Genomic DNA, 23,519 nt, shown 5'->3' with positions numbered 1-23,519 from the left:
ACGCTGATGCATAAACTATTGCGGTTTTAAGTTTAAATTTTATGCAAAATCTTTAAGATCTTCTTCGAGATTAATCCTGTGCTTTATAAATTGCAATGTTATTGGCTATCGATTTCTGTAAAAACGGATAAATTGCTCAGCTAAACGATAATTTAAGATTGCTAAAGCAACCACGGGTGCGGTTTCAGTGCGTAATACCCGAGAACCAATACACCAGTTTTGAAAGCCAACAGCATTTGCAGCGCTAATTTCAGTTTCGCTTAAACCACCTTCAGGCCCAATTAATAAAGCCAAATCTTTGCTGGCGTTGTTTAACACATCGACTTGATCTTTATTCGGTGCTAACACTAATTTGGTAGCAGGAAGGTCGCTATTGAGCCAGTCCTCTAACCGTAGTGGGGCTAAAATTTTCGGCACGATATTCATGCCACATTGTTCGCAAGCTGCTATGGCAATGCCTTGCCAATGATCTAATTTTTTTTGATCGCGGTCATATTTTAAGCGCATTTCACAGCGTTCAGAGGTGAGCAACTGAATGTTAGTCACGCCAAGCTCTACCGCTTTTTGAATCGCATAATCCATACGATCGCCTTTGCTCATTACTTGTCCTAATAAGGCGCTAAAGCTTGGGGTACGATTATCTGGATTAAAACTTTTAATCTGCACTTGCGCTGTTTTTTTGGCAACTTCAACCAGTTCCGCTTCGTATTCACCACCTTGTCCATTGAACAAGGTGGCAGTTTCACCGACTTGCGCGCGTAGTACTTTCACCCAGTGATGAAATACTGTTTCAGTCAGTTCAACTTGCGTATCTACTGCTAATTCAGCCTCAATATAAAAACGGGGCATAGGGAGTACTCATTCAAGTCAATAAAATATGAAAAATATAGCTTAAGCCAAACCAAGATCTGTGACTAACTGACGAGTCGGTTCGGTGTTGTTCATGGTGTAAAAATGCAAACTTGGCGCACCACCTGCAATCAGGCGTTCACATAGCTTGATAATCACTTCATGGCCAAAGGCTTTAATTGACGCAGTATCATCGCCATAAGTTGCCAACTGTTTACGAATCCAACGGGGAATTTCCGCACCTGTGCCATCTGCAAAGCGGATTAAATTGCTGGCATTGGTAATAGGCATAATGCCTGGCGCAACAGGAATGTTTACCCCTTGCTTTTGAATACGTTCTATAAAATAGAAGTAAGCATCTGGATTGAAAAAGAACTGCGTGATGGCAGCATTAGCACCTGCATTTACTTTGGTGACAAAGTTTTTAATGTCTTGATCAAAGTGATCGGCTTGTGGATGCATTTCAGGATAAGCCGCAACTTCAATGTGAAAATGATCACCTGAATGTTCACGAATAAAACGCACTAAGTCAGAGGCATACGGCAACTCACCCAAACCTACTTGACCTGAAGGTAAATCACCACGTAAAGCCACAATGCGGTCAATACCTTGTGCCTTGTAAATATCAAGCAATTCAGCGATTCGCGTTTTGTCATCACCAATACAAGACAGGTGCGGCGCTACAGGCGTGCCTTTGCCATTGAAGTCGCTAATGGTAGATAAAGTACGTTCACGTGTAGACCCACCTGCACCATAAGTAATAGAAAAAAACTCTGGATTTAAAAGTTGTAATTCTTGATGCACAACTTTGAGTTTTTCTGCACCAACATCGGTTTTAGATGGGAAAAATTCAAATGAAATAGGAACTTGTTTGGTCATGATTAAATCCTTGTTATAAATACTTATTTATATTTTTTCACCTCTCCTAAATCCTCTCTTGCGCTGGGTTTAAAAGCAGTGCTTTAAACTTGCTCAGGAGAGGACTTACCCTCTAACTCATTCATTAAACAATGAATCATTCCCTCTCCCTATGAGAGAGGGTTAGGCAGAGGGATTAAAAACTTAGTATTTATAAGCATCCGATTTAAACGGACCTTCAACAGCTACACCTAAGTAGTCCGCTTGTACTTGAGTCAATTGTGTTAATACACCACCAAAACCAGCAACCATTGCAGCAGCAACTTCTTCGTCTAGTTTTTTCGGTAAGATTTCAACACGAATTGCCGCTTGTTTTTGATCGGCAGGAAGATCGGCAAATTTCTCTGCAAATAAGTGCATTTGTGCCAATACTTGGTTAGCAAATGAACCATCCATAATACGTGATGGGTGACCTGTTGCGTTACCCAAGTTCACTAAACGACCTTCAGAAAGCAAGATTAAATAATCGTTTTCGTTTTCTGAACGATACACTTGGTGTACTTGTGGCTTCACTTCAACCCACTTATAACCACGTAAGTAGTTGGTGTCGATTTCAGTATCGAAGTGACCAATGTTACATACAACAGCGCCTGCTTTAAGTGTATCTAGCATTGCTGCGTCGCACACGTGATAGTTACCTGTTGTAGTCACAATCAAGTCAGTATTTTCTAAAAGCTCTAGGTTCACGTCTGCTTTATTGCCTGTTTGTACGCCATTTTTGTATGGAGACACAACTTCGTAACCATCCATACATGCTTGCATTGCACAAATTGGGTCAATTTCAGAAACACGAACAATCATGCCTTCTTGGCGTAAAGATTGTGCAGAACCTTTACCTACATCACCATAACCAATAACCAACGCACGACGACCAGACAATAACATGTCTGTACCACGTTTAATCGCATCGTTGAGTGAGTGACGGCAACCGTATTTATTGTCGTTTTTAGATTTAGTCACAGAGTCGTTGACGTTAATTGCAGGCACTTTTAAAGAACCATCTTTCCACATTTCAATTAGACGTTGTACGCCCGTAGTGGTTTCTTCAGTAATGCCGTGAATGCGCTCTAATAATGCAGGATATTTCTCGTGAACAAGTGCAGTTAAGTCACCGCCATCGTCCAAAATCATGTTGGCATCCCATGGTGTGCCATTTACATTAATTTGTTGTTCAAGACACCATACATATTCTTCTTCAGTTTCGCCTTTCCAAGCAAAAACAGGCACACCTGAAGCAGCAATTGCTGCAGCAGCGTGGTCTTGAGTAGAGAAAATGTTACAAGAAGTCCAACGAACTTCTGCGCCCAATTCAACTAGCGTTTCAATTAAAACAGCAGTTTGAATGGTCATGTGGATACAGCCGAGAATTTTCGCGCCTGCAAGAGGTTTTGCAGCTGAGTAGCGCTTACGCAAACCCATAAGGGCTGGCATTTCTGCTTCTGCAAGTTTGATTTCTTTACGACCAAAATCAGCTAGTGTGATATCGGCAACTTTATAATCTGTAAATGAAGCATTAACCGCGTTCATCACGATCTCCTTATAAAAAACAATTGATCATTCAGTTCGCGGATGCCGTTTCTTGCATAGCAAACGCGTTGCTATGCTGGTCGAGCCTGGCGATTTTACATTTCGTGCCTGTAAAACGTCGCAGCATCCCTCGACTAGCGCGATATTGTACTTGGAAATTGATTCAGTTCCAATCATGTTTTGTTTATTATCACTACAAACATATTTTTGAGATTGAATGATGGCTTTAGAGCTTCCTCAAGAGTTGGCAAATTTAGAAGCCAACGGCGGGATTTACGCAGTGTGGATGTTGCTACGACACTTAGGAATTGATGCCGAGATTCAACAATTGATTGAAGTGTGTGGTTATACGCCAGAGCAGGGCACAACCACAATTGGCTTGGCTGTTGGACTGAAAAAGTTTGGCTTTAATGTGCAGTTTTATACTGACCCTGACCCAGATTTACAAGATGCAGAAAAGTTAAGTTATGCCGAAGCTGAACAGCTTAAATTGCCTGTATTGGCGGCAATCGGCTATCAGCAAATTCAGCACGCATTTGATGAAAATAAATTTGTAATTGTCTACTACGACACTTTAGAAGGCGTGGGCAATCACTCATTGCTATATTCTATTGATGATGCTGAAATTTGTTTCTTTGACAGTTTTGAGCCGATGCCTGCGGCTGTGTTTGAACAACAGCGTCAGCAAGAGGGCATTTGCAGACAAGTAATTGTGGTCGAAGTCTAAGTGTTATTCAAAGTCTAAGCTTTATTCAATGACGATTCGAGTCATGCAAAAATTGTCTAGCCCATCAATTGATTGGCTAGACAAATAAATTACTCCGCTGCATCGGCTTTTTGTGTCCAATATTCAGCTTTGTTTTCATCAGCATCTACACCCAAAGCATTTGCATAAATAAAAGCAAGGTCACGCATGGCCTGTACTTCGCCTAGTTCAGCAGCTTGCTGAACCAATGCCACAGAGCGAGTGACATCTTGTTCAACAACATCACCACGACGGTAATAGCCTGCCAACTCTAAAATAGCTGCAGGGTGTTGTGCATCACTGGCTTTTTTGAGCCAGACAAAAGCATCTTCAAAATATTGTTTCGCATCTTCAGGGTCATCTTCTAGAACATCTTTGGCATATACGGTATAGCCTTCACCAAGCCAATACATGGCTTCGATATGTCCATTTGCGGCTGCTTTGAGTGCCCATTGTTCAGCAAGTTCAATATCTTCATTAAAATCGCTTTGCATATACAGCACCGCGACTTCAAATTGGGCATCGGCTTGTCCTGCAATAGCACGGTTCATTAGCGCAGGAGAGATAGAAACAGATTCTGACATAATGTCATCCAGCAAAATTACAACATAAGAATGTGCGATAGCCTAAAAGGTCTGCAGGGAAAAAGCCATCTTCGATGTGATTTTTTTTAAAAAATTAGGGTTTATTGATTATGCGTTTATGCAGACAATAACAAAAAATCACTTGAGCGATATCGTCAAGTTTCAATATGCTGAATCTTAAACATGGTCATAATGAGAACAATAAGATGGCAAATTTTTTAACTGCTGAACAAGCAAAAGTTTATTCAGATCATGCCAAGCTAGATATTGAATTATATAAGCAGCGTTTGGCGTCTTTAATCGAAGAGAATGCCAAGCAGGGCAATACCGCAGTTTTTACTGTGCTGCCAAAACATTTACCTTTAGAAGATATTCGAAATTTATCGGCACAGCTGACTGATTTGGGTTATCAGGTGCGCTTTGAGTTAAATGAGTTCTTTTATAGCTTTAATGTGTATTGGATTTAAAACTCAACTCTACCGACATTTCACCAAATAGTTTTAGTGAAATGTCGAGCGTTTATATTTTTTGATTTAGATTGCGTTTAAGTATTTGCAGTATGTTCTGCCAAAACTTCCAACGCTGCGCGAAAATCTTCCTGAGTTGCAGGTGCGCCACAATAAGGCAAGCTGTGTAACAAGACTTCCTGAATTTCTTCGACACTTGCCCCGTTATTTAGCGCACCACGAATATGTCCTTTAAGCTCTGTCGGGCTTTTTAAAGCAGTTAAAAAGGCGATAGTAATTAAGGAACGATATTTGCGTGGTAACACACCTTCACGTTGCCAAGTTGAACCCCATGCATGTTCATTAATCCAGTCCGCAAAGGTTGGGTAAATGGTACAGTGTTGTCCTGTGCGCGTTTTACAAAGCTTTCGCCCATGACTTCAGTGCGAACTTTTAAGCCATTGTCATAGTCTTGTTGTGACATTTTACTATCCCTGTTTTATTGTTTGAGCTCGGTGTATAGATTAAGTGCATAGATTAACAATTTATGGCGATGACACCATGCGCACTTGGTCGTAGACCATCAAAAAATATTCACATCTATCTATTTTTAATATATCCACAAGGTATAAAAAACCCCGAACATAAAGTCGGGGCTGTTTTAGCTTTATCGCAAATTTTGAAATAAGCGAGTGTTAAGCTTCAATGGTTTGCACGCTAATTTTTTTAGCAGGGTCGGCTTTACGACGTACTGTTGGTACAGGTTCACCATAATATTGACGGTCTGCAAAATAACTTGAACGCACCATTGGCGCAGCCCAAATATTTTTAAAACCTAACTTTTGACCATGCGCTGTATAACGCTCAAATTCTTCAGGTGTTACAAAGCGGTCAATCGGTGCATGTTCTTTAGATGGCTGTAAATATTGACCAATGGTCACATAATCTACATCGTGCGCTTTAAGGTCATCTAACAGTGCAATGACTTCTGCTTCAGTTTCGCCAATACCCACCATTAAACCGCATTTGGTTGGAATATCTGGGCAATATTCTTTAAACATTTTCAGCAAGTTCAAAGAGTGCTGATAGTCTGAACCTGGACGCATGGCTTTATATAAACGCGGTACAGTTTCAATATTGTGGTTAAAAACATCTGGCGGGCATTCGGTCATAACGCGTAGTGCAATATCCATACGACCACGGAAGTCTGGCACCAAAATTTCCAACAACGTATTTGGGCTTAAAGAACGGGTTTCTTTAATACAATCGACAAAATGTTGTGCGCCACCATCTAATAAGTCATCACGGTCTACAGAGGTGATCACGGCATATTTTAAGCCTAAGTTGGCAATGGTTTCTGCCATGTGGCGTGGTTCTTCAGGATCTAATGCATTTGGACGACCATGCGCAACATCACAAAACGGGCAGCGACGCGTACAAATATCACCCATGATCATAAAGGTTGCTGTACCGCCGCCAAAACATTCTGGCAGGTTAGGACAAGCAGCTTCCTCACAAACGGTGTGCAATTTTTGCTGACGCAAAGTGGTTTTAATGCGTTGAACTTCTTCTGGGGCCGTCATTTTGACCCGAATCCAGTCAGGCTTACGAGGCGTTTCAACCGTAGGAATAACTTTTACAGGAATACGTGCGACTTTTTCAGCACCACGAAGTTTGACACCCTGTTCTGGTTTACGGTTTGCAGACATATTCAACTTTTCCACTGTTTTTGAAAGGGGAGAGATTTAGTGTGGCTAGATTTTACGTGAAATAGAATCTGTTTAAACCGAATCTAAGTGCCAAAGTAAAATGTCACCTTAACTTCATCATAAGATGATTATTATAACGAAATTGTGCTTAAATTGGGTAAAAACGATATTCATATAAAAAATGTGGTTATCACGTAATATATGCACAGTAAATACAGAAAATTCAAAAGATTTACGTCATAATACACCCCATTGAAAAGACAGATTTAAAGAAAAGGAGCGTTGAATGCCACGTAAAAAAGAGGTCGTTAGTGGAACTTTCGTGAAGTATGACGCGGTTGTTCTCGGTTCAGGCCCAGCGGGTGAAGGCGCGGCAATGAAACTTGCCAAATCAGGTAAGCGGGTTGCGATTGTAGATGTTCGTGAGCAGCTTGGCGGTAACTGTACTCATGTGGGCACCATTCCAAGTAAAGCATTGCGTCAGACAGTGTCGAATATTATCCGTTATCGTCGTGACCCGATGTTTAAAAAAATGGGTGATTGGCGTCAGTTCACCATGAAACAAGTGTTGCAAAGTGCACATAAAGTTATTCAGCAGCAAGTTGAAACGCACTCTCGCTTTTATGACCGTAACGAAATTGCGATTTATCATGGTCGTGCTTATATCCAAGATAAAAACACGGTCTTGGTATTTGGTGCCGATGGCATTAAAGAAACCATGAGGTGTCAGCAAATTGTAATTGCGACAGGTAGCCGTCCATATCGTCCAGAAATGTTAGATTTCAATCATCCGCGTGTATTTGATTCAGACAAAATTTTGGATTTAGATTTCTCGATTCAAAAAATCATTATTTATGGTGCGGGTGTGATTGGTTGCGAATATGCATCCATCTTCATTGGTTTAGATCATAAGGTTGATTTGATTAATACTCAGCATAAATTGCTCAGCTATTTGGATGATGAAATTTCAGATGCCTTGTCATATCACTTACGTGCGCAAGGGGTGTTGATTCGCCACAACGAGCAAATTGATCATTTAGAAACTTTTGATGATCACGTGGTTTTATATTTGCAAAGTGGTAAGAAAATCAAAGCCGATGCGATTTTGTGGTGTAACGGACGCTCAGGGAATACCGATGGTTTAGGTTTAGAAAATGTAGAGCTTATACCAAACAGCCGTGGTCAATTAACAGTGAATGATCAATATCAAACCGAAGTAGAGAATATTTATGCTGCGGGTGATGTGATTGGCTGGCCTTCGTTGGCATCTGCTGCCTATGACCAAGGTCGTTGTGCGGGTGCAAATATGAGTGGCGAAGAAAATGTTGCACCTGTGACCGATATTCCAACAGGTATTTATACCATTCCTGAAATTTCTTCGATTGGTAAAACTGAGCAGGAATTGACGGAAGAAAAAATTCCTTATGAAGTTGGTCAGGCATCTTTCCGTCATTTGGCACGTGCGCAAATTACGGGTGATACTGTGGGCGAATTGAAGATTTTATTCCACCGTGACACTTTAGAAGTCTTGGGCGTGCATTGCTTTGGTAATAATGCGGCAGAGATTATCCACATTGGTCAGGCGGTGATGAACAGCCCGAACAATACCATTAAGTATTTTGTGGAAACTACATTCAACTATCCAACCATGGCGGAAGCGTATCGTGTCGCGACCTTAAATGGGATGAATCGTTTGTTTTAAGTGATTCTGCTGACTGCAAAATAGAAAATTTAAAACACCCTATAAGATCATTCTTGTGGGGTGTTTTTTTTATTGCCTTGCTGTAAGAAGCGTTATGCGCAGAGGAAAGCGTTGATCTGTGGAACTTAGCGCGTTAAATATCAATAACAACTGATGCCGCACTGCGTTGCGCTTCGCCATGAAAGACAGCTTCAATATTGTTGCCATCAGGATCAAGCACATAAGCTGAATAATACCATGATGATAAGCACGTTCATCAGGTTTGCCATTGCACTTGCCACCATGCGCCAATGCTGCAAGATAGAAAGCATTGACCATTTGACGATTTTTAGCTTGAAAGGCGAGATGATGACGCCCAGTGAGTATGCCTTGTGCGGCAGGGCTTTCTACTGACGAGATAAAGAGTTCATCTGCCCAAAAGTGATCATTGGCTGTTCCCATAACTGGAATATCTAGCACCGCTAATATGGCAGTATAAAATGCCCGACTTGCTTCAAGGTCATTCACCACAAGATGAATATGGTCAATCAATCTTCCACGATACAATTGAATCTGCATAAGACGCTCCATGTCTAAAGCGGAGTTTTGAGTAGCAAAATCGACTTAATATTTTAGAAATCGCGTTTTAATGCGCACAAAACGCCTGATTAAAATATTCAAACAGTTGTGGCGTTTGCATCCATAAAAAAATCGATAAGCCAAAAAGGGCAGTGATTGCGAGTGTGAGCAATACTTTAAAATTAAATAAAGAATTAATCATGAATGACATGCTCCTCATCTACCCAAAAATGTACCAAGACCGCAAACGCACTTAAAGCAATAGAAACAATCCAGATTGCATTATAGTTACCTGTCAGATCGTGGTTTAGACCGCCAAGCCATCCACCAAAAAAAGAGCCAACTTGGTGTGTGAAAAATACAACGCCACTGAGCATGGTCAGGTATTTAATTCCAAACATATTTGCCACAATACCATTGGTTAAAGGCACTGTAGATAACCACAATAAGCCCATAATGATCCCGAATGCATAAATTGTCCAGATGCTTAAAGGTAGAATTAAAAAGGTGATAATGGCAATACCGCGTAGTCCGTAAAGCCACATCAGCAAGTGTGGTTTCGAATAGCGACCACCTAACCAACCTGCGGTATAGGTGCCTACAATATTAAATAAACCCACCAGTGCCAGAAAAACTGTGCCTGTGGTTGCATTAAAGCCATGATCAATTAAGTAGCTAGGTAAGTGAATCCCGATAAAGACTACTTGAAAACCACAGACAAAAAAGCCCAAAGCTAAAAACCAAAAGGGTTTATGGTTTTTGGCGATCACCAAAACTTGCTTAAAGCCTAAAGCGGGTTGGCTGACTGAACTTGCATTGGGGTTTTGATACATGGGTGCTTTGAGCATCCATGCCAAAGGAATAATCAATGCAATTAAAATCGCACTGACAATTAAAGCGCCCGACCAGCCCACACTTTGTAATAACAATAAGGTCGATGGCAACATAATAAATTGCCCAAACGAGCCTGCAGCACTGGCAATACCCATTGCAAGGCTACGCTTTTCTGGAGGAGCAGCACGACCCACTGCAGAAAGTAGTACAGGGAATGAGGTCGCAGAAAGCGCCAATCCTAAAATTAAACCCACACTTAAATTTAGCAATAAGCCTGTTGAGCTGACGGCCATAAGTAATAAGCCGAGTGTATATAGTGCGCCACCGACTGCAACTACAATTTTACTGCCGTATTTGTCTGCAAAAGCACCTGTGATGGGTTGGACTGCACCCCAAATCAGGTTTTGCATGGCAATGGCTAAACTAAAGACATTATGTCCCCAACCAAATTCATGGCTCATAGGCACCAAATACAAACCAAATGCATGCCGAACCCCAAGCGATAATGCCAAAATAATGGCACTTCCAATTAACATATAAATTAGAGGTTTGGAAAATTGAGCATCCGACATAAGACATCCACGTATGGCTAACAGCTTGTTATGGTAGTCGATTCAGCTCAAGATCGCGATAAAATAAAATTCATCAAATGATAAAATTGAGTTATCAAGATAGAAGCGATTGCTTTAATTAAATAGTGTAAGAAAAAATAAGACGACCGTAGCCGTCTTAAATTTGGTTGAAAGTGGAAAAGTAAAATTAGAGCTTAAAAGCGCATCCCAAAACCTGCGTATGCAATAATCGGATTCACATCAATATCGGCTTTGGAGTGAATAAGTTCGCCGTGTTTAGCATCGGTCACGGTAATGGTGGTTTCGTTTTTAAGATGTGCATAGGATACAGAACCAACTGCAAACCATTTTTCATTAAAGTCATAGGTAAAACCTACGGTTGCAACGGGCGCAAAGGCATCGGTCGCATCTAACTCAACTTTTGGGTTGGCTGAACTTGGTTTGCCTTCTAAAGATGCGCCTGATTTTCCTTCTTTAATATTGGCAATCATGTGACCTGAAGCAATTAAGTCCTGCTCAGTACGTGGATTAATTTCTAACTCATTGAAATAGGCATACATTAAACCGACGCCGACATAAGGGCGGAATTTATTCACACCGGTTTTGCCAAAGTGATACTGAAACTCAAATGCCGGTGTCCATGCTCGGGCAGAAGCAGCAGGGCCATGTGCTGCTAAATCGGTAATGAAAATATCGTTTTGTAATTCTAGCTCACCCAACGCACCGCCTAATGGACGTGCAATTGCGGAGAAAGGTGCATAAATTTTCCCTTTGCCTTGCAAATCAACTTTAGGTGGAATGCCGCCTTTGACTTCAAAGGAAATATTATCAGTAAAGAAATAGTTACTGATGATACCCAGTGTAGTGACATCATCTGCTTCTAAACCTGTACCGGGATTATCCCATTGTTCCAAACCTGAAATTGTGGCTTGTCCACTCATGTTGGCAGGCACGGTAGGCAGCAAATTTAATGCTCCGCTTAATAATATGGGTGGCTCAAAACCGTCACGTAAATTATCTCTTACAGTTTGCGATTGAACCTCACCGACATCCGCTGTGTAGCCATTGTGGATGGCTGTATTGACCCGAAAAGGTTGTGCTTTACCTTGTGGCATAACGTGCAGCGCACCTACCGAAACAGAAAAGCGTTTAAAACCATCACCATCTTTTAAACTAAAATAAGGTGAGTTGGCATAACTGATGACTGGCAAACTACTCAGTGCCAAACAGCATAGTGTTTTTTTCATTGTGGAACTCCATGTCCAATTTTGCTTGTTGTTATTTACGGCATTGTTATGCAAGGCATTATGAAATGGACTGGAAAAATAAAACTGTTGTTTTTACAAGATATTTTTTTAAACTTTTGTGAATAACTGGAAAAGTGTGCAGGTGTTTTGTTAAATCCAAAACTGTTGAATACGTGAAAATGCTTGTTTTATTGGATGGCTTTAAAGTTCTATTGGTTTGAAATAAAAAGATTTTATAGAAATTGTATGCGTTGAAATTAATAAAAAAGACCAGTCGAAACTGATCTTTTTGAAATACGGGTTAAATTTTTAGCCAATGACAGATTTTGGCTGCAAACACGTTATGCAGTAAAGCGTGATAAATCTTCATCAGGGCGGGCAGTCAGCACTTCCAAGCCATCTTTGGTGACCAAAATGGTGTGTTCAAACTGTGCCGATAATTTGTGGTCTTTGGTCACCACTGTCCATTTATCGCCAAGTAATTTGGTTTGCCATACGCCTGCATTGACCATTGGTTCAATGGTAAAAGTCATACCTTCTTCTAAAATCATGCCTGTGTTGGCTTGACCATAGTGCAATACTTGTGGCTCATCGTGGAAGGTCGTCCCAATACCATGACCGCAATATTCACGCACGACACTAAAGCGTTCAGATTCAACATATTTTTGAATCGCATGACCAATATCACCAATGGTTGAACCGGGTTTAACGGTTGCCATACCGCGATACATCGCTTCTTGGGCAACTTTGCATAAACGATTGGCTAAAATGGAAGTTTCACCACCCACGATATACATCATATTGGTATCGCCGTGGAAACCATCTTTAATGACTGTGACATCAATATTTAAAATATCGCCTTTCTTCAGCACTTTACTTTCTGACGGAATACCGTGACAAACCACATGGTTAACCGATGTGCAAATGGTGTGTTGGAATGCTGGACGACCCGGAGCAGCACCATAACCTAAGCAGGCAGGAATAGCTTGTTGCTGATTGACAATATAGTCATGGCAAATCGTATCCAGTTCGAGCGTAGTAACGCCTGGTTTAACGTGTGCTTTGATCATATCCAAAACTTCCGCTGCCAGTCGTCCCGCTACCCGCATTTTCTCAATATCTTCTGCGGTTTTAATTAATCGACGAGGCGCTTGATAAGTACTGTTCATGATCTCTAAAAACTTTTGGAAATTTATATGTGATTATGGTATAAATAGCCGCCCATTTTATCAAATGCTTTTTATGAATATGTTTCAAAGAGCGTGGTAAAAGGGAAATTAAAAATCCGCACATATATCGTCACATTACTCTGGGTGCCCTTTGGGGTGGAGAATGCGGATATATGGAGGCCTAACCCAAACTTTAAGGTAAAGAAAATGGCAGATTACAACGTAAGCATGCGCGACCTTCTTCAAGCTGGCGCACACTTTGGTCACCAAACACGTTTCTGGAACCCAAAGATGCGTCAATACATCTTTGGTGCGCGTAACAAAATTCACATCATCAACCTTGAGCACACTGTTCCTGCGTTAAATGATGCTTTGAACTTCGCAAACCAATTGGCTAGCAAAAAGAACAAAGTTTTGTTCGTTGGTACAAAACGTGCTGCTTCTGCAATCATCCGTGAACAAGCTCAACGTGCTGGTCAACCGTATGTAGATCACCGTTGGTTAGGTGGTATGTTGACGAACTGGAAAACACTTCGCCAATCTATCAGCCGTTTAAAAGATCTTCAAGTTCAGTCTACTGACGGTACTTTTGCTAAGCTTACTAAACGTGAAGCTTTAGAGCGTACCCGTGAAATGGAAAAACTTGAGCGTGCTTTAGGCGGTGTGAAAAACATGGGTGGTTTACCTGACGCATTATTCGTAATTGACGTTGATCACGAAGCGATTGCAATTAAAGAAGCTAAAAACTTAGGTATTCCTGTAATTGGTATCGTTGATACAAACTCTAACCCAGACAACGTAGACTACGTTATTCCGGGTAACGACGATGCGATCCGTGCAGTAACACTTTACGCTTCTTCAATGGCTGATGCGATCATTGCTGGTAAAGAATACGCTCAAACTCAAGCCAATGCTCAAGCAAAAGGCGAAGAAGCTCCTGCTTCTGAGGCTTAATGCGTTTTGACGTAAGCTTGTCATTTTTGCGACATGTGATAGTGGCAAAGTAAGCGTCATGTATGCAGACGGCCCAAGAGACACCCTCTGGGCCGTTTCTGTTAAAAAAGAATTCATTTTCTACCGATTTTAGGAGATAAACATGACTGCAGTTACAGCAAGCATGGTTAAAGAATTGCGTGATCGTACTGGTCTAGCAATGATGGAATGTAAAAAAGCATTGACAGAAGCAGGCGGTGACATCGAATTAGCGATTGACAACCTTCGTAAATCTGGTCAAGCAAAAGCTGCTAAAAAAGCAGGCAACATTGCTGCTGACGGTGCAATAACTATCGTTCAAGAAGGCAACAAAGCAATTCTTTTAGAAGTAAACTGCCAAACTGACTTCGTTGCTAAAGACGAAAACTTTGCTGGTTTCTCTGCAAAAGTTGCTGCTGCTGCTCTTGCTGCAAACGAAACTGATGCTGCTAAAATTGCTGAGCTTAAACTTGAAGATGGCGCAACTGTTGAAGAAACACGTATTGCCCTTGTTCAAAAAATTGGTGAAAACATCCAAGTACGTCGTGCACAAATCGTTGAAGGTGAAAACCTTGCTGTATACAAGCACGGTCTAAAAATTGGTGTTGTTGTTTCTTATACAGGTGATGCTGCGACTGGTAAAGGCATTGCAATGCACGTTGCTGCATTCAACCCAGTTGCTGTTACTGCTGAGCAAGTTCCTGCTGATCTTATCGCAAAAGAGAAAGAAATTGCAGAAGCGAAAGCAATCGAATCTGGTAAGCCTGCAAACATCGTAGAGAAGATGGTAACTGGTTCAGTAGAAAAATACTTGAACGAAGTTGCGCTTGATCGTCAAATGTACGTAATTGACAACGAGAAGAAAGTTGCTGAAGTATTAAAAGCAACAGGTACTACAGTTGCTCAATTCGTTCGTTTTGAAGTGGGTGAAGGTATTGAGAAGAAAGCAGAAATGAGCTTTGCTGAAGAAGTTGCTGCTGCTCAAGCTGCTGCAAAATAATTTTTACTGAACGTAAAATATTTTGTAAGAAAAGCCCCAATTTATTTTGGGGCTTTTTTGTGAATATAGCTTTTGGCAATCTGCAATCGTGGCATAAATATTGAGATGAAGATTAAAGATATTAATTTTAAATCAGTATGTTACGAATAATTGACTTAATCGTATAGGGTGGAATCAGAACAAGAAGGTTATATGGCAAATAAAAAGAATTTAAGTATTGGCGCAATTATTGTGGTGTTAATTACTGCATTTTTTGGCATAGATTTACCACAGTTTCAGTCTGAAATATCAAACACGCCATCTACAAGCACTGCTCGCACATCACAAGATGAAAAAGAACAGTCAAACCTACAGCGAGATAAGCTGCAAGATGATGCTCAGGGTGTGCAGCTGATTGAGCGTGCGTTTGAGCGTAAGCAGAGCGATTTACAAGTCCGTGCGAGTGGGCAGGTCATTGCAGTGTTGGCAGATGACAACGAAGGCTCACGGCATCAAAAATTTATTTTAAAACTGAATAATGGGCAAACTGTGTTGGTTGCACATAATATTGATCTTGCACCACGAATTACCAATATTGCCAAAGGCGATACTGTTGAGTTTTTTGGTGAATATGAATACTCAGATAAGGGTGGGGTCATTCACTGGACACATCATGATCCAGCAAATAAACACGTGGGTGGATGGTTGAAACATCAAGGAAGAACCTATCAATAACGGTTCTTCCGATAATGAAAATAGGATATAGCGTTTAAACGCTCATAATGCTGTTTTTACGACGTGTTTTCCAAGAGGGTAGGATTTTACCTAAATAGGCATCCATGCACCAAATTGGGCCAATGAGAAGGAATTGGAGATCTTTGAAGAATGAAGGCTTTTTCCCTTCAATTTTGTGACCATAAAACTGTCCAATCCACGCCAAAACAAAAATTGCGATATAAAAACCCATTCCCACAGGTAAAACATAAATCAGCCATGCCATTACCAGCATTAACGCTGCCATTGCAACTGCAAGAATCAAATCTAAACGTGCATAAAAAATAAAACTGAGCACCAGAAGTAAAGTCGTCAGTAAAGCACTGAAATGCGCCAAAATGCCGACAATCGAAAAAAAGATCGTAGGTACGCAAACCCAGTGAATTAATTTATTGGTTTTATTTTGATGGCTGTCGCTGTATTCATCGAGCCATTCACTTACTGTCTTCATGTGCTACTCCTGTAGACTGATCATCCGTTGTTATTGTTTAACTGTCTAAAATATAACTGAGAACAAAGAGGTGGTCAAAACAGTATTCATATTTTCAAAATGAAGTGGCAACAAAATTTGTGTGGATCTTCTTGGTGCAGACATGCATGGGATGACTGTAAATTTTACAGGCATTAAAAAAGCCACATTGCTGTGGCTTTTAAGTCAAATGCGAAATCGTGTAAGTGAATATTAAGAGTTTGGACCTTCAACACGCTCAATACTCACTTTGGCAGTACCTGCATTGGTAATACCCAATTGCTTCGCAGCGCCGTAAGAAAGATCAAGTACACGGTTGCCATGGAACGGACCACGGTCATTTACTTTTACAACAACGCTTTTGCCGTTGTTTTTATTGGTCACGCGAATATAACAGTTGAGCGGTAGGCTACGGTGTGCTGCGGTCATTGCATTCATATCGAATGTTTCACCGCTTGCAGTTTTACGACCGTGGAATTGGCGACCGTACCAAGATGCCATACCTGTTTGGCTAAATTTACGTACAGTGTTCGATGCCACTGCGTTTAACTTTTCAATCACTGAAGGCTCTTCAGCAGGAATTTCAATTTTCGCTGCAATCGTTTGACGACGGATTTGGTCACCTGAACGTTCGGTGATTGAAAGGCTATTTAAATTTGAGAAATGTGAATTAAAGCTTTGTGTTTCTTTGTTAAGTACACGCGCAGCTAGGCTAGATGACTCATTATCATTGTTGAATGATGATTGCACCATTTCAGCTTGCGACTGACTTAGGGCAACAGCTGCAGAAAGTGCAAGTAAGTATTTAAGTGGACTGGGCATGGTTTGAACTCCTGAAGACAGAATTATTAACTTAATTTCGCTCTTAACTGATTGAAATAGTGGTAATCCTGTCTGTAATTTCACTTTTTCGACTAGATTTGACGAAATGGATAATATTCATCCCTTACTAAAGGTGTCTAGTCTTTATACGAAAATAATGACAAAAAGTACCAAAAACCAACTCTAATCGATTAAAAAATAATCAATATTGTAACATTATATGTAAAAAGTTGGTTTTATGATCAAATTGTCAAAAATATTTCTTGACTTTTTGGTTTTATATTTAAATTTGTACTTAGCGACTCGCAATTTCAGTGCCCAATAACCACAGTGCAGTCGCATACATACGGCTACGGTTATAAGTCGTAATCACCTGAAAATTTGGATAGGTTATATAGTAGATATGACCATAATTTTCTTGTAATTGAATGACATTGACCAAGTCAAGGTCATCTATTTGCACAATGGGATTCATTGGCATCACCCCTTGCGATTTTAAAACCCCATAAGGCGTTGGCAGGGTTAAATCTTTGGCAATGACGCTGTCAGGATTGTTGCCTGTATATCGAGCAGCAAATGCAATGGGTTGATTACGCTGCCACCCATGTTGCGCCAAATAATTCGCAATGGAGCCAATGGCATCGACTGCCGAGTTACGTAGGTCAATATGTCCGTTGCCGTCATAATCGACTCCAAATTTTGGAATATTGCTAGGCATAAACTGCGGATAACCAACAGCGCCTGCATAAGAACCAACAATTGAAGAAGTTGGAACACCATCTTTATATGACCATGCGATTAGTGCCGCGAGTTCATCTTTAAAGTATTCTGCACGACGTTCATAACCAAAGCCTAAGGTGGCAAGGGCATCACGGGTTACAAAAGAGCCTTTATTGCTTCCAAAGCCTGTTTCTACACCTAAAATGCCTAAAATAATGGATTGCGGTACACCAAATTGCTGTTCAGCACGATTGAGGGTGTCTGCATATTGTTGTTTAAAGCGCACACCACGTTGAATAGTGCTTTCTGCAAGAAAATTGGTTTTATAGTCGTACCATGGCTTACTTTCGCCTGGGCGGTTCATGATATTGATGATATTCGGTAAGTTTTTAGAGCCTTCCATCGCCCAATCAACTTGTGCTGCACTTAAGCCATAGGTCTGCATGGTTTTTTGTTTAAAACTGGCATAAGACGGATGATTTTGGAAATCATTGGCCTGACAAAAACTGGTAATAGAAAATGTACCAATGAGTAAAGAAAGACGTTTTAATTTGTTATAAAAATCAAGTTTGAACATATTGGGGAAAATTCCAAATTGATGATTTACACAACTTATTTATATGCAGTAAATAAGTTGCTACTTATATATGAAGAATAAGCCACTATTGGGGCCATACTGCGAAAGCGAAGCAAGCGACTAAGATAGCATTCATGCGTGACTGGCTTGCAAAAACTTATACAAAAATAGACAAAGAATGTGTAAAAAGCGCGCAGGATTTGTAACAAAATTCAATTTAGGTGCAAAAAGTTATTCTTTATTGTGTAAAAGTTGCAGCCATATCCTGATATTGCATTGCATATAAAAATGCCTGATCAAAATCAGGCATTTTGCACTTAACATGCAACAAAAGGGCTTAAAACGCATTATGAGTTAAACCCACTGATATTAATGATGGAATAATGTGTCGTGATATTCCGCTAAAACCAAAAGTTCCTCTTTGGTTAAATTTGGGATGATTTTATCCACCGCAATATGAACAGCTTTAATTACCGCTGCTGCGCCAATATCTGCTGCTTTACGCTTAATCATGCCCAAATCGAGGGTTTTGTTAAAATCGCTCATAAAGTGGCGTACCGTCGCTTCTGCAAACTGTTTATATAGTTCGGTTAAAGCGGCTTTGTTCACTTCATTGCCTGCTTGGATTTCGGCATAGTTGTGTTTCAGGTTGGTCACTAAACTTGCGTCGAGTGTTTCACCTACACGTGCATTGCCTTCTGCATCTTTAAAGCTACTGCGTTCAGAAAATTCAATCGATTGTTTCACGACATCATTTGGCGCTTTGCTTAATAATTGTTTTAGCAGTACTGCAACGGTAGATTTGACATAGCCTGCAAGTTTTTCAGCTGTGTCGCGTTTATCGCTGGCAGGAAAACGACGTACCAACTCGGTTAAAATGGCATCAATGATTTCTTCATTAATCATTAATGCAGTTTTGTCACGCAGTGGGTACAGCGGTTCACTTGAATTTTTTTTCTGTTGTGCAGTTTCAATTGTATTTAATAATTCTGCAGATGGAATGAATCCAAAAAATGGCATTGTTCAACCTCAATGTTGTTATTGTCGCGCTAAACGAATAGGGCGAGGCATCCATGTTAAATCCGATACACGGCAAGGGTTAATATCTAATCCACCACGGCGTGTATAGGTTGCATATACCATCAGTTTTTCTGGTGCAAATTTTTGCCAGATGTCTGCAAACATCTGTTCCACACATTGTTCATGGAAACCATTATGCTGACGATATGAAATAATATAAGCCAAAATACTGCGATAACAAGGTTTTTTGCCTTGATAACGGATAAAAACCGTGCCCCAGTCAGGTTGTCCAGTGACTGGGCAATTACTGCGCAATAAATGAGAGAAAAGTTGTACCTCTACATCTTCTGCCTGTTCTAAATCAAACTGTAATAAGCTTGGATCAGGATGTTGCTCTAAACGCTCAGGCGTGAGCTGATCAATACAAATACCTTCAGGTTGGCTAATTGCCAAATCATCAACCTGAAATAAAGTTAGCGTAACAGGTGCTTGCGCCGCAGCCGTTAAATCATGCTCAACCGTTTCGATAAAATTGGCTTCAGACTGAAAACGGGTAAAGTTCATACTATTAAAGTAGAGCTTTAATGATTTTGATTCGATCAGGTTGGGTGATGAGGCAGGTAGCGTAATTCGACCAATCGCCACTTGCGGAACTCCTGTGGCATTTAACCACGAAATTTCAAAAACGTGCCACCAGTCTTGCCCCAGTTGGATTCCCTCAACATCTGCATATTTTTCACGTGCAGCAGCACGTGAAATAGGGAACAAAATATCGGGTTGATATTCTGTAGGATAATTGGTGTCTTTACCAAGGAGAGATTGTTTAACACTCATTATTCACGCATTCCTGAACCACGAGAAAGTAAATGATAGGCAATACCGTAAAGTACGGCGCAGCATAGTGTAATCACAGATAATGAAATCGTCACGTTGACATCACTATGCCCTAAAATACCGTAACGGAAAGCATTGACCATATACACCACAGGGTTAATTAAAGAAAGATTTTGCCAAAAAGGGCTTAATGCACTAATGGCATAGAATACACCACCTAAATAAGTCAGTGGAGTCAGTACAAAAGTCGGAATAATGGAAATATCATCAAACGATTTTGCATAAACAGCATTAATAAAGCCACCTAATGAGAATAAAAAGGACGTAATTAATACTGTGTAAATGGTGACAAACCAATTGGTAATATAAAGGTCAGTAAAGAATAAACTCATGGTGGTGACAATAATGCCGACCAATACACCACGACTAACACCACCCAAAACATAACCCCATAAAATGGCATGCAAAGGTACAGGGCTCATAATCAGTTCTTCAATGCTTTTCTGGAATTTTGCACTAAAAAAACTTGAAGATACGTTAGCATAACTGTTAGTGATGACCGCCATCATAATTAAGCCAGGCACAATAAATTGCATATAGCTAAAGCCGCCCATTTCACCAATACGCGAACCGACTAAATTACCAAAAATCACAAAGTACAAACTCATAGTGATGGCTGGCGGAAGCAAGGTTTGGGGCCATATACGCATAAAACGACGAACTTCTTTATGCACTAAGGTATAAAGTGCAATCCGTAGTTGGGTAAAATTCATTGCGCAGCTCCATCTAAATTCTTTTCGACCATTTTGACAAATAACTCTTCTAGACGGTTGGACTTATTACGCATACTGCGCACGCGAATGCCTTGTGCTTCTAAAAGTTGGAATAAATCATTTAAGGTGTGAGCTTTATCCATAGTGACTTCTAGGGTCACTGCATCAATTAAGTTGAAACGTACACCAATAATATCTAAATGAATGGGCTGAATAGGTTCAGCTAAATCGAAAATAAAAGATTCCTCACTTAACTGGTTTAAGAAGTTTTTCATGGAAGTGTCTTCTTTAATCACTCCACGATCAATAATCGCGATACGACGACACAACATTTCGGCTTCTTCTAAATAGTGGGTAGTGAGAATGATTGAGGTGCCTTTATCATTCATCTCTGTTAAAAAATCCCACATTGAACGACGCAGCTCAATATCTACACCTGCAGTGGGTTCATCCAAAATAAGCAGTTTCGGTTCGTGCATCATGGCACGTGCAATCATTAAACGACGTTTCATACCGCCAGACAGCATTCGCGCTTGAGTGGCACGCTTATCCCACAAGCCTAGTTTTTCTAAATATTCTTCGGCACGTTGTTCGGCAATTTTTTTAGAAATACCGTAATAGCCTGCTTGTGTAACTAAAATGTCAAAGGTCTTTTCAAATTGACCAAAGTTAAATTCTTGCGGCACAACCCCTAAGCATTGCTTGGCTTGGGATGGTTGGGTATCTAGATTATGCCCAAAAATTTCGACAGTACCTGCCGTTTTTTTGGTGAGAGAACTGATGATGCTAATGGTTGTAGATTTACCTGCACCATTAGGTCCAAGTAGGGCATAAAACTCACCTTCAGGAACGGTCAAATTAATTCCTTTGAGTGCTTGGAAACCATTTCGATAGGTCTTTGACAGGTCCCTTAACGTCAATGCATCAGTCATGAAATTCTCACTTGAGGAATAGAGCCATTATTGTGAGCGATCCGCGTCAATAAACCAAGTAAGTTACATGGAATTCTTTGTTCCAAGTTTGGAACATTGTTTAAAGCATAAGCATAAAAATACGTAACTTATATATACTTGCTTTACCTTCAGCGATTTTTTGTTATGATGTGCAGCGCGCGCTCATAGCTCAACTGGATAGAGTACAGGTCTCCGAAGCCTGTGGCGTGGGTTCGAGTCCCGCTGAGCGCACCATTTCCTTGTTTTATCCCTTCCGATATTGTCTTAAAATCATTTAAAATAAATAACTTACGTAACTGGGTTGTCCGATACTATCCAAAGGCGTTTTAGGATACTGTAATCTTTTACGGTATTTTTTACGGTACATTCCATTTCTGACAAAAATATACCGTAAAAATGCCTAAATTAGTTATCAGTCTGACTGACTCAAAAATTAAGTCTGCAATATCAATGCAAAAGAAATCATTTGAAAAGAATATTAAGCTTTCAGATGGTGGTGGCCTTTATCTATTGTTAGATAGAAAAGGTGGGGCATATTGGCGTTTTGATTATATTCGCCCAATCTCTAAGAAAAGAGCCACTATAGCTATCGGTATTTATCCAAGTTGTACATTGGCCAGAGCTCGCGCAAAACGAAGTGAGTTTAGAGAACTGCTTGCGCAGAATATTGACCCAGCAATTCAAAAGCAAGATAAACAGTCCCAATGTCGAAATAATAGTTTTAGATCAGTAGCAGATGAATTCCGTAAGACTGAAGAGCTGGAACCAAGTACACAACGTCGGAATCAGTTTATCTGGGATAAGCTTTATGTTGCTATTGGTGAGTTCCCCATTGATTCGATAACAGCCACTCAAATTTTGGAAGTATGCCGTCTTTATGAAAGACAAGGTAAGACTGACTCAGCAAAGCGAATGAGAAGTAAAGCATCTCAGGTGTTTCGGTATGCGATTGCTTTGGGTTTATGTCAATTTAACGTTGCTGACCAAATTAGCGGTATTTTGAAGGTGGGTAAAACTAAGCATCGAGCGGCTATTACTGATGAGCAAAAGCTAGGACAACTATTAAAGAATATTAATACACATGCAGGTCGTGGGGATATTGCTATTGATTATGCAGTCAAAATCTTCCCCCATGTATTTGTGCGTCCTGGAGAATTACGTGCAGCAAAATGGGCAGACATAGATTTTAAAAATAGAACATGGTGCTATACACCGCCTAAGACCAAAAATCAGACAGCCCTACAACATATTGTTCCTTTGTCTGATCAAGTCTTAAAACTGTTGAAAGAGCTTCATCAACTGACAGGACATACAGAGTACTGTTTTGTGTCTATGCGAGATAAAAGTAAAACCATCAGTGAATCAACTATTAATAAACGTTTAAAGCAATATGGTTTTGAAAATGGTGAGACAACAGGGCATGGCTTTAGAGCTACGGCAAGAACTTTATTAGATGAAGTTCTAAAATTTCCGATCGAACGAATTGAGCAGCAGTTAGCTCATCAGGTTCGTGACATGCATGGACGGGCTTATAACCGTACAAAGTACTTAGAAGAACGAACAGCGATGATGCAGGCATGGTCTAATTATTTAGATCAACTTGAAAGTGGGTGATATCTATATTGCTACGAATAGGGAGCCGATTAACATAAAAGCCTTAAGAAATTAATTTTTTTAAGGCTTTTTTCTTTTCTAAATCCTGAAATGGATTCAGTACTTATAGTGTCCTCAAGGGAGAGGATGTTCAAAGAGTGACGAGTATCAAT

24 protein-coding genes, 1 tRNA gene and 1 pseudogene are annotated in these 23,519 nt (G+C 40.3%); 8 read left to right on the top strand and 18 right to left on the bottom strand.

Annotated elements, in window-relative coordinates:
* Positions 1 to 105: 105 nt before the first annotated feature.
* From LZP46_RS09755 to ahcY, 3 genes are all read right to left on the bottom strand, one after another.
* Positions 106 to 849, bottom strand: coding sequence for a 16S rRNA (uracil(1498)-N(3))-methyltransferase (locus LZP46_RS09755; protein ID WP_236093726.1), 744 nt, complete (start codon positions 847 to 849; stop codon positions 106 to 108).
* 42 nt (positions 850 to 891) lie between these two features.
* The gene (gene metF / locus LZP46_RS09750) at positions 892 to 1,728 is read right to left on the bottom strand and encodes a methylenetetrahydrofolate reductase [NAD(P)H] (RefSeq protein ID WP_236093725.1); all 837 of its coding nucleotides are present in this window, start codon (positions 1,726 to 1,728) and stop codon (positions 892 to 894) included.
* A 183-nt stretch (positions 1,729 to 1,911) separates the two neighbouring features.
* Positions 1,912 to 3,294 (bottom strand): adenosylhomocysteinase, encoded by a 1,383-nt coding sequence (gene ahcY, locus LZP46_RS09745; protein ID WP_004972762.1) that lies wholly within the window; start codon positions 3,292 to 3,294, stop codon positions 1,912 to 1,914.
* Positions 3,295 to 3,514: 220 nt separating this feature from the next.
* Here ahcY and LZP46_RS09740 point away from each other — a divergent pair, with 220 nt between their 5' ends.
* The gene (locus LZP46_RS09740; RefSeq protein ID WP_131261592.1) at positions 3,515 to 4,021 is read left to right on the top strand and encodes a cysteine peptidase family C39 domain-containing protein; all 507 of its coding nucleotides are present in this window, start codon (positions 3,515 to 3,517) and stop codon (positions 4,019 to 4,021) included.
* A gap of 89 nt (positions 4,022 to 4,110) precedes the next feature.
* Here LZP46_RS09740 and LZP46_RS09735 read toward each other — a convergent pair whose 3' ends face one another.
* Complete coding sequence (locus tag LZP46_RS09735; RefSeq protein WP_236093724.1) at positions 4,111 to 4,623, bottom strand: tetratricopeptide repeat protein; 513 nt, start codon at positions 4,621 to 4,623, stop codon at positions 4,111 to 4,113.
* 206 nt (positions 4,624 to 4,829) lie between these two features.
* Here LZP46_RS09735 and LZP46_RS09730 point away from each other — a divergent pair, with 206 nt between their 5' ends.
* Entirely contained in the window at positions 4,830 to 5,090 is a 261-nt protein-coding gene (locus LZP46_RS09730; protein WP_004972768.1) for a hypothetical protein, read from the top strand.
* Between the two features lie 77 nt (positions 5,091 to 5,167).
* Here the strand turns inward: LZP46_RS09730 and LZP46_RS09725 are convergent.
* Positions 5,168 to 5,553, bottom strand: a pseudogene (locus LZP46_RS09725) (carboxymuconolactone decarboxylase family protein).
* Between the two features lie 211 nt (positions 5,554 to 5,764).
* Positions 5,765 to 6,778: a lipoyl synthase gene (gene lipA, locus LZP46_RS09720; RefSeq protein WP_236093723.1), complete on the bottom strand. Its 1,014-nt coding sequence runs from the start codon at positions 6,776 to 6,778 to the stop codon at positions 5,765 to 5,767.
* Between the two features lie 286 nt (positions 6,779 to 7,064).
* Here lipA and sthA point away from each other — a divergent pair, with 286 nt between their 5' ends.
* Complete coding sequence (gene sthA, locus LZP46_RS09715; RefSeq protein ID WP_236093722.1) at positions 7,065 to 8,480, top strand: Si-specific NAD(P)(+) transhydrogenase; 1,416 nt, start codon at positions 7,065 to 7,067, stop codon at positions 8,478 to 8,480.
* Positions 8,481 to 8,549: 69 nt separating this feature from the next.
* On the opposite strand, the gene LZP46_RS09710 is transcribed toward sthA, so the two are convergent.
* The 5 genes from LZP46_RS09710 to map all read right to left on the bottom strand — a co-directional run bounded on the left by LZP46_RS09710 (position 8,550) and on the right by map (position 12,860).
* Entirely contained in the window at positions 8,550 to 9,038 is a 489-nt protein-coding gene (locus LZP46_RS09710) for a VOC family protein (RefSeq protein ID WP_236093721.1), read from the bottom strand.
* 67 nt (positions 9,039 to 9,105) lie between these two features.
* Positions 9,106 to 9,240 (bottom strand): hypothetical protein, encoded by a 135-nt coding sequence (locus LZP46_RS16315; RefSeq protein WP_016659204.1) that lies wholly within the window; start codon positions 9,238 to 9,240, stop codon positions 9,106 to 9,108.
* Positions 9,233 to 10,444: an MFS transporter gene (locus LZP46_RS09705; protein WP_236093720.1), complete on the bottom strand. Its 1,212-nt coding sequence runs from the start codon at positions 10,442 to 10,444 to the stop codon at positions 9,233 to 9,235. Before LZP46_RS09705 ends, LZP46_RS16315 begins: the two co-directional genes overlap by 8 nt.
* Before the next feature lie 194 nt (positions 10,445 to 10,638).
* Positions 10,639 to 11,691 (bottom strand): OmpW/AlkL family protein, encoded by a 1,053-nt coding sequence (locus tag LZP46_RS09700; RefSeq protein WP_236093719.1) that lies wholly within the window; start codon positions 11,689 to 11,691, stop codon positions 10,639 to 10,641.
* A gap of 341 nt (positions 11,692 to 12,032) precedes the next feature.
* Entirely contained in the window at positions 12,033 to 12,860 is an 828-nt protein-coding gene (gene map / locus LZP46_RS09695) for a type I methionyl aminopeptidase (protein WP_236093718.1), read from the bottom strand.
* 207 nt (positions 12,861 to 13,067) lie between these two features.
* Here map and rpsB point away from each other — a divergent pair, with 207 nt between their 5' ends.
* From rpsB to LZP46_RS09680, 3 genes are all read left to right on the top strand, one after another.
* Positions 13,068 to 13,814, top strand: a complete 747-nt coding sequence (gene rpsB / locus LZP46_RS09690) for a 30S ribosomal protein S2 (RefSeq protein WP_019836567.1) — start codon at positions 13,068 to 13,070, stop codon at positions 13,812 to 13,814.
* Between the two features lie 142 nt (positions 13,815 to 13,956).
* Entirely contained in the window at positions 13,957 to 14,832 is an 876-nt protein-coding gene (gene tsf, locus LZP46_RS09685) for a translation elongation factor Ts (protein WP_168461185.1), read from the top strand.
* Between the two features lie 192 nt (positions 14,833 to 15,024).
* Positions 15,025 to 15,546 (top strand): DUF3465 domain-containing protein, encoded by a 522-nt coding sequence (locus LZP46_RS09680; protein ID WP_236093717.1) that lies wholly within the window; start codon positions 15,025 to 15,027, stop codon positions 15,544 to 15,546.
* A gap of 34 nt (positions 15,547 to 15,580) precedes the next feature.
* Here LZP46_RS09680 and LZP46_RS09675 read toward each other — a convergent pair whose 3' ends face one another.
* From LZP46_RS09675 to LZP46_RS09645, 7 genes are all read right to left on the bottom strand, one after another.
* Positions 15,581 to 16,036, bottom strand: coding sequence for an Mpo1 family 2-hydroxy fatty acid dioxygenase (locus LZP46_RS09675; protein ID WP_236093716.1), 456 nt, complete (start codon positions 16,034 to 16,036; stop codon positions 15,581 to 15,583).
* 231 nt (positions 16,037 to 16,267) lie between these two features.
* Positions 16,268 to 16,876: a septal ring lytic transglycosylase RlpA family protein gene (locus LZP46_RS09670; RefSeq protein WP_236093715.1), complete on the bottom strand. Its 609-nt coding sequence runs from the start codon at positions 16,874 to 16,876 to the stop codon at positions 16,268 to 16,270.
* Between the two features lie 295 nt (positions 16,877 to 17,171).
* Positions 17,172 to 18,173 (bottom strand): lytic murein transglycosylase B, encoded by a 1,002-nt coding sequence (gene mltB / locus LZP46_RS09665; protein WP_236093714.1) that lies wholly within the window; start codon positions 18,171 to 18,173, stop codon positions 17,172 to 17,174.
* Positions 18,174 to 18,542: 369 nt separating this feature from the next.
* Entirely contained in the window at positions 18,543 to 19,193 is a 651-nt protein-coding gene (locus LZP46_RS09660) for a hypothetical protein (RefSeq protein ID WP_236093713.1), read from the bottom strand.
* Positions 19,194 to 19,211: 18 nt separating this feature from the next.
* The gene (gene queF, locus LZP46_RS09655; RefSeq protein WP_236093712.1) at positions 19,212 to 20,027 is read right to left on the bottom strand and encodes an NADPH-dependent 7-cyano-7-deazaguanine reductase QueF; all 816 of its coding nucleotides are present in this window, start codon (positions 20,025 to 20,027) and stop codon (positions 19,212 to 19,214) included.
* Complete coding sequence (locus tag LZP46_RS09650; RefSeq protein ID WP_096902393.1) at positions 20,027 to 20,800, bottom strand: ABC transporter permease; 774 nt, start codon at positions 20,798 to 20,800, stop codon at positions 20,027 to 20,029. Before LZP46_RS09650 ends, queF begins: the two co-directional genes overlap by 1 nt.
* The gene (locus LZP46_RS09645; protein WP_236093711.1) at positions 20,797 to 21,732 is read right to left on the bottom strand and encodes an ABC transporter ATP-binding protein; all 936 of its coding nucleotides are present in this window, start codon (positions 21,730 to 21,732) and stop codon (positions 20,797 to 20,799) included. The genes LZP46_RS09650 and LZP46_RS09645 overlap by 4 nt, the downstream gene beginning before the upstream one ends.
* A gap of 179 nt (positions 21,733 to 21,911) precedes the next feature.
* Here LZP46_RS09645 and LZP46_RS09640 point away from each other — a divergent pair.
* Positions 21,912 to 21,987 (top strand) — tRNA-Arg (locus LZP46_RS09640).
* A 162-nt stretch (positions 21,988 to 22,149) separates the two neighbouring features.
* The gene (locus tag LZP46_RS09635) at positions 22,150 to 23,367 is read left to right on the top strand and encodes a tyrosine-type recombinase/integrase (protein ID WP_236093710.1); all 1,218 of its coding nucleotides are present in this window, start codon (positions 22,150 to 22,152) and stop codon (positions 23,365 to 23,367) included.
* Positions 23,368 to 23,519 lie beyond the last annotated feature (152 nt).

Origin of the sequence: Acinetobacter sp. SCLZS86 (genome assembly GCF_021560715.1) — a bacterium.
In the GTDB taxonomy this organism is placed as follows: domain Bacteria; phylum Pseudomonadota; class Gammaproteobacteria; order Pseudomonadales; family Moraxellaceae; genus Acinetobacter; species Acinetobacter towneri_A.
Note: the sequence above shows the minus strand (reverse complement) of the source record. Positions and strands in the feature narration are given on the sequence as shown.

What these genes read in the sequence shown, in the direction of transcription:
- LZP46_RS09755 (WP_236093726.1), bottom strand. Translation starts at nt 849, where the DNA reads ATGCCCCGTTTTTATATTGAGGCTGAATTAGCAGTAGATACGCAAGTT.
- metF (WP_236093725.1), bottom strand. Translation starts at nt 1,728, where the DNA reads ATGACCAAACAAGTTCCTATTTCATTTGAATTTTTCCCATCTAAAACC.
- ahcY (WP_004972762.1), bottom strand. Translation starts at nt 3,294, where the DNA reads ATGAACGCGGTTAATGCTTCATTTACAGATTATAAAGTTGCCGATATC.
- LZP46_RS09740 (WP_131261592.1), top strand. Translation starts at nt 3,515, where the DNA reads ATGGCTTTAGAGCTTCCTCAAGAGTTGGCAAATTTAGAAGCCAACGGC.
- LZP46_RS09735 (WP_236093724.1), bottom strand. Translation starts at nt 4,623, where the DNA reads ATGTCAGAATCTGTTTCTATCTCTCCTGCGCTAATGAACCGTGCTATT.
- LZP46_RS09730 (WP_004972768.1), top strand. Translation starts at nt 4,830, where the DNA reads ATGGCAAATTTTTTAACTGCTGAACAAGCAAAAGTTTATTCAGATCAT.
- lipA (WP_236093723.1), bottom strand. Translation starts at nt 6,778, where the DNA reads ATGTCTGCAAACCGTAAACCAGAACAGGGTGTCAAACTTCGTGGTGCT.
- sthA (WP_236093722.1), top strand. Translation starts at nt 7,065, where the DNA reads ATGCCACGTAAAAAAGAGGTCGTTAGTGGAACTTTCGTGAAGTATGAC.
- LZP46_RS09710 (WP_236093721.1), bottom strand. Translation starts at nt 9,038, where the DNA reads ATGCAGATTCAATTGTATCGTGGAAGATTGATTGACCATATTCATCTT.
- LZP46_RS16315 (WP_016659204.1), bottom strand. Translation starts at nt 9,240, where the DNA reads ATGATTAATTCTTTATTTAATTTTAAAGTATTGCTCACACTCGCAATC.
- LZP46_RS09705 (WP_236093720.1), bottom strand. Translation starts at nt 10,444, where the DNA reads ATGTCGGATGCTCAATTTTCCAAACCTCTAATTTATATGTTAATTGGA.
- LZP46_RS09700 (WP_236093719.1), bottom strand. Translation starts at nt 11,691, where the DNA reads ATGAAAAAAACACTATGCTGTTTGGCACTGAGTAGTTTGCCAGTCATC.
- map (WP_236093718.1), bottom strand. Translation starts at nt 12,860, where the DNA reads ATGAACAGTACTTATCAAGCGCCTCGTCGATTAATTAAAACCGCAGAA.
- rpsB (WP_019836567.1), top strand. Translation starts at nt 13,068, where the DNA reads ATGGCAGATTACAACGTAAGCATGCGCGACCTTCTTCAAGCTGGCGCA.
- tsf (WP_168461185.1), top strand. Translation starts at nt 13,957, where the DNA reads ATGACTGCAGTTACAGCAAGCATGGTTAAAGAATTGCGTGATCGTACT.
- LZP46_RS09680 (WP_236093717.1), top strand. Translation starts at nt 15,025, where the DNA reads ATGGCAAATAAAAAGAATTTAAGTATTGGCGCAATTATTGTGGTGTTA.
- LZP46_RS09675 (WP_236093716.1), bottom strand. Translation starts at nt 16,036, where the DNA reads ATGAAGACAGTAAGTGAATGGCTCGATGAATACAGCGACAGCCATCAA.
- LZP46_RS09670 (WP_236093715.1), bottom strand. Translation starts at nt 16,876, where the DNA reads ATGCCCAGTCCACTTAAATACTTACTTGCACTTTCTGCAGCTGTTGCC.
- mltB (WP_236093714.1), bottom strand. Translation starts at nt 18,173, where the DNA reads ATGTTCAAACTTGATTTTTATAACAAATTAAAACGTCTTTCTTTACTC.
- LZP46_RS09660 (WP_236093713.1), bottom strand. Translation starts at nt 19,193, where the DNA reads ATGCCATTTTTTGGATTCATTCCATCTGCAGAATTATTAAATACAATT.
- queF (WP_236093712.1), bottom strand. Translation starts at nt 20,027, where the DNA reads ATGAGTGTTAAACAATCTCTCCTTGGTAAAGACACCAATTATCCTACA.
- LZP46_RS09650 (WP_096902393.1), bottom strand. Translation starts at nt 20,800, where the DNA reads ATGAATTTTACCCAACTACGGATTGCACTTTATACCTTAGTGCATAAA.
- LZP46_RS09645 (WP_236093711.1), bottom strand. Translation starts at nt 21,732, where the DNA reads ATGACTGATGCATTGACGTTAAGGGACCTGTCAAAGACCTATCGAAAT.
- LZP46_RS09635 (WP_236093710.1), top strand. Translation starts at nt 22,150, where the DNA reads ATGCCTAAATTAGTTATCAGTCTGACTGACTCAAAAATTAAGTCTGCA.